This is a genomic window from Cronobacter sp. EKM101R (assembly GCF_963888145.1).
Classification (GTDB): Bacteria; Pseudomonadota; Gammaproteobacteria; order Enterobacterales; family Enterobacteriaceae; genus Cronobacter; species Cronobacter turicensis.
Genome location: NZ_CAWPHW010000054.1, coordinates 1 through 249, shown reverse-complemented (window position 1 = coordinate 249; position 249 = coordinate 1). Strand labels below are relative to the sequence as shown.

At 49.4% G+C, this 249-nt stretch carries 1 protein-coding gene; it reads left to right on the top strand.

The window, feature by feature from the left end; translation table 11 throughout:
* Positions 1 to 148: 148 nt before the first annotated feature.
* Positions 149 to 249: host-nuclease inhibitor Gam family protein (locus AACV31_RS20390; RefSeq protein WP_304505152.1), on the top strand; the 101-nt coding region annotated here is incomplete at its 3' end.

Here is a 249-nt window from a genome sequence, read left to right as displayed (position 1 = left end):
TGTTCGCGGAGAAAAAGGCCGGTATTCCCGTCATGAACAGTGAAGAAATTTTCAGTTACAGCGAGGCTGTTCACTGAAACTCAATAACCCATCGTAGTTTGCTACCAGTAAAGCGCCGGAGATTTTACGCCCTTTTACAGGAGGAATTATGAACCCTTACCACATGCATGATCGCACTGAAGAGACTGCATGGCAGGAGCACTACTCACACGTCGCACGGGAAAAGGAAGAGGCGGAGCTGGCCGACTT